This window comes from Streptomyces lushanensis, assembly GCF_001700515.1.
Taxonomy (GTDB): Bacteria; Actinomycetota; Actinomycetes; order Streptomycetales; family Streptomycetaceae; genus Streptomyces; species Streptomyces lushanensis.
In genome coordinates this window covers 1-3,263 of the sequence record NZ_MAUD01000493.1, presented here as the reverse complement: position 1 = coordinate 3,263, position 3,263 = coordinate 1, and the positions used below count along the sequence as shown (strand labels likewise).

At 68.0% G+C, this 3,263-nt stretch carries 4 protein-coding genes; 3 read left to right on the top strand and 1 reads right to left on the bottom strand.

Annotation, left to right across the window (positions count from 1 at the left end):
- Nucleotides 1-219 precede the first annotated feature (219 nt).
- The 3 genes from BFF77_RS30330 (at nucleotide 220) to BFF77_RS30320 (ending at nucleotide 2,605) form a co-directional block, all read left to right on the top strand.
- On the top strand, nucleotides 220-621 hold the full coding sequence (locus BFF77_RS30330) for a hypothetical protein (protein ID WP_066956407.1): 402 nt from the start codon (nucleotides 220-222) through the stop codon (nucleotides 619-621).
- A gap of 520 nt (nucleotides 622-1,141) precedes the next feature.
- A complete protein-coding gene (locus tag BFF77_RS30325; RefSeq protein ID WP_245703842.1) occupies nucleotides 1,142-1,786 on the top strand; it encodes a hypothetical protein in 645 nt (214 codons plus the stop codon).
- 174 nt (nucleotides 1,787-1,960) lie between these two features.
- Nucleotides 1,961-2,605, top strand: coding sequence for a histone deacetylase (locus tag BFF77_RS30320; RefSeq protein WP_066956401.1), 645 nt, complete (start codon nucleotides 1,961-1,963; stop codon nucleotides 2,603-2,605).
- A gap of 234 nt (nucleotides 2,606-2,839) precedes the next feature.
- Here the strand turns inward: BFF77_RS30320 and BFF77_RS30315 are convergent.
- Nucleotides 2,840-3,263, bottom strand: a 424-nt coding sequence (locus BFF77_RS30315; protein WP_211280354.1) for a bifunctional DNA primase/polymerase, incomplete at its 5' end; no start/stop codon positions are given.

Below are 3,263 nucleotides of genomic sequence, written 5' to 3'. Positions count from 1 at the left end.
CCTAAGGGAACGGTCTTGAAAACCGTCGTGGCAGCGATGTCACCGTGGGTTCAAATCCCACACCCACCGCAGCAGGTCAGAGAACCAGCAGGTCAGAAGGCGCGTCTCCGGGGTGGGGGCGTGCCTTCTGTGCTTGGTCGGTCTCGCCTTGGATGCTTGGATCCTGGCGTTGAGCCGGGTGCGGGGCGAGTGTCGGAGGGTGGGTCTACCGTCTCGGTCATGGCGATCAAACCATCACAGAACTGGCGTGCCGGGGTGGCTCAAGAGGCGCGGGACGTGGCGTCCGGGGAGTTGGATCCGGGGTGTGCGTTCATGGATCAACTCTTCCCGGATTCCTTGCTGGAGGCGACGGAGGCCACCTTGCGGTCGTTCGAGGCTGACGTACACGCGTGGGTGGGGCCTTCGGACGAGCTGGTGTTCGGCGCGGTCAGGCGGGTCGTCCTGGCGCTCAACTCGATCAATGAGGAGCACGGCGGCGCGGGATACGAGACCGGCGAGCGGGAGGATCTGTGCGCGTACATAGACCGGACTCTGACCGAGCACGGCATCGACGTCCCGGCCCTGGCCGCGAGGAACGGTATGGGCGCGCACGAGATCACGGATGAGTGGCGCGACTGGTGACCATTCGGGATGGCGGCGGCGCGGTACCGCTGCCGGCTTTCGCGGTGCTTCAGGTGCTCAGGTGCTTCGGGTTCGCTGATTCTTGGACGTCCGGCTTCGGCGGGCAGGCTGCGGTTGCCGTGCGGGTGTCGTCGTCCTGGGGCGGCCCGTGGCGGCGGCCTCTTGATCGGCGCGGGTGATCGGTTGGTGTCATGGCCTGCGGCGTCGACGACACGGAGAGTGAAAATATTTAAGGCTGGTCACAGTATTGAGTGCATGAATAGCCGTATATGTGTGGAGTATGTCGTGGCCGCTCCGGCTACTGAGGGTCAGATACGGTGACGCCTGGTACGTCGGCCGGGCGTCGGCGTATTTCTGGCCCTTCAGCTACCCGGAAGGAGTGAGTGTGAACGCTCGCTTTGGCGTGACTCGGGCAAAGGCGCTTGCGGTCGCGGCGCTGGCCGCGATCGTCGCCTCGACCGTCCCAGGATCTGTGTCTGCTGCCGCAGACGGACATCGATCTCGCTCAGAACACTGGGGCGTGATCACCCGTAATACGATCGGCTCTCCCGTCGCCGCTCTGCGGGACGGCCCGTTCGGCTCGTTCGGTGTGCAGGGACCCTCCGCCAGGCCGCCCTATGGACGGGGCAGTCTGGGAATCGAGGTAGCGGACGACTCCACCTCGCTGAATCCTCCGAGTGAGAAGGTCGACTTCGGCAACGAGGTCGACTTCTTCGGCGATCCGGTGCTGGGCCTGAAGAAGCTCGGTTTCCGCGTCTTCCAGACCAACGAGAACATCGGTTACGGCGGCGCGGACAACATGCCGAACATCCGGTTCGAGATCGATCCGAATCTGAGCGCGCTTCCGGCCGACAACTACTCCACGATGGTGTGGGTGCCGGACGCGGCCCCGGTCACGGACCGGTGGAGCCCGTTCATCGATGCCACCTCGACCGGCTTCTGGTACCTCACGGGCAACGAGACCGCCTGCACCCAGGCCGCCAGGTGCACCTTCGCGCAGCTCAAGGCCTCGCTCAACGACGGCGGCGCGCAGCCGACCATCTACACCGCCGCGGTGGGCAAGGGCCGCGACTTCATGTGGATCGGGGCTGTCGACGGCCTCAGGATCAATCACCACATCTACGACTTCGAGGTCGACGGCGTCAAGACGCGTCGCGCCGGCTGACGCCCCGGGGCTGGTCCAAGAGGTTCGGCAGATCGAAAGGCGCGGCTCCGGATCGGGGTCGCGCCTTTGCGTGGGGGCGGGGTGAATGTGTGATGTTGGTGTTCTGATGGTTGTCGTCGCGTCAGCCCGTCGAACGGTGCGTCAGTGATCAGGCCCCGGGTAATTCGAGAGCATATGACCCGTGAGGGTCCAGGATTGCCGCCCGCACGGCGGGTTTGGTATGTGGCGTACGGCTCCAACATGGATCTGGCGCGCTTCTCCTGCTATGTCGTCGGCGGTCGGCCGACGGGGGCGGCCAGGGACTGTCCGGGATGTCGGGACCCGAGAATGCCTGAGGTTTCGGTTCCCGTGGAGCTTGCGGGGGTGGTGTATTTCGCCACCGAGTCGCCCGTGTGGACGGGGGGCAGGGCGTTCTACGATCCCGAGGCTTCGGGACGGGTGTTCGCCAGGGCGCATCTGGTGTCCGCCGAACAGTTCTCGGACATTGCCGCACAGGAGATGTACCGCCAGCCTGGGGCGGATCTGGATCTGTCCGAGGTGCTGAGGCGGGGCAGGGCGGAGCTCGGCTGCGGCCGGTACGAGACGCTCGTATGCCCGGGGACGATGGACGGGCTGCCGGTGCTCACGTTCACCGCTCCGTGGCGTGTGCGCGATCTGAGCTGGAACAGGCCCTCCGCCTCCTATCTCAGGGTTCTGTGCCGAGGGCTGCTGGAGGCGGGCGCCTGGGACCTTCCGGCCGTCGCGCGCTACATCGCCGCGTGCCCCGGTGCGGCCGGTGCGTGGACCGCCCGGGACATCGCTGAACTCGTCGTGGGGTGAGGTGCGGGGAGGGGCCCTGTCCTACGGCTCTCCGTCCTACGGCTCTCCGGCGTAGGGCTGCCCTTCGTCGGGCTCCTTCGCCGGGCTGCGGTCCGGTCCCGTTCGTTGTACGGCTCCGGTCCTGTTGTGCGGCTCCGCGTCGCACGGCTCCGCATGTACCGGTATCGGTTTCGGTTCCGTCCCGTCGTGCGGCTCCGCGTCGTAGGGCTGGTACGGCGGGTGCGGGCGGGTGCGCTACGGGCGGGCCGTGAGGCGGGCCGCCGAGGCGATGGTGGCGCGCGCCTCGTGTTCGTCCAGCCCTGTTCGTACGGCGGCGTCGACCAGCGGCTCCACGAGTGCGTCACCGAAGCCGTGTTCGTACGCGCGGCAGGCGGCCCAGAAGAGCCGGGTGTTGCGCTGGCCCTCGTGTGCCGCGCGTACGAACTGCACCAGGCCGTCGCCGCGCGCGGGCTGGTCCCGGCGGTGGTTCGGGCGGGCCGAGAGGGTGACCGGAGCCGTGGCCGGAGGAGTGAGCAGGCGCAGCAGCGCGCGAGGGCAGGGCGCGGGCGCCAGGCCCTCCGTGCCCGGCGCCGGCCGGTAGGCGCCGCGGGCCGTGACCGAGCCGGGCCCCACCAGATAGCCCCCGGCGCCGCGTACGTCGATGCCGGGAGCGAGCCGG

Coding starts and splice junctions, on each gene's coding strand:
- BFF77_RS30330 (WP_066956407.1), top strand. CDS start 220: ATGGCGATCAAACCATCACAGAACTGGCGTGCCGGGGTGGCTCAAGAG.
- BFF77_RS30320 (WP_066956401.1), top strand. CDS start 1,961: ATGACCCGTGAGGGTCCAGGATTGCCGCCCGCACGGCGGGTTTGGTAT.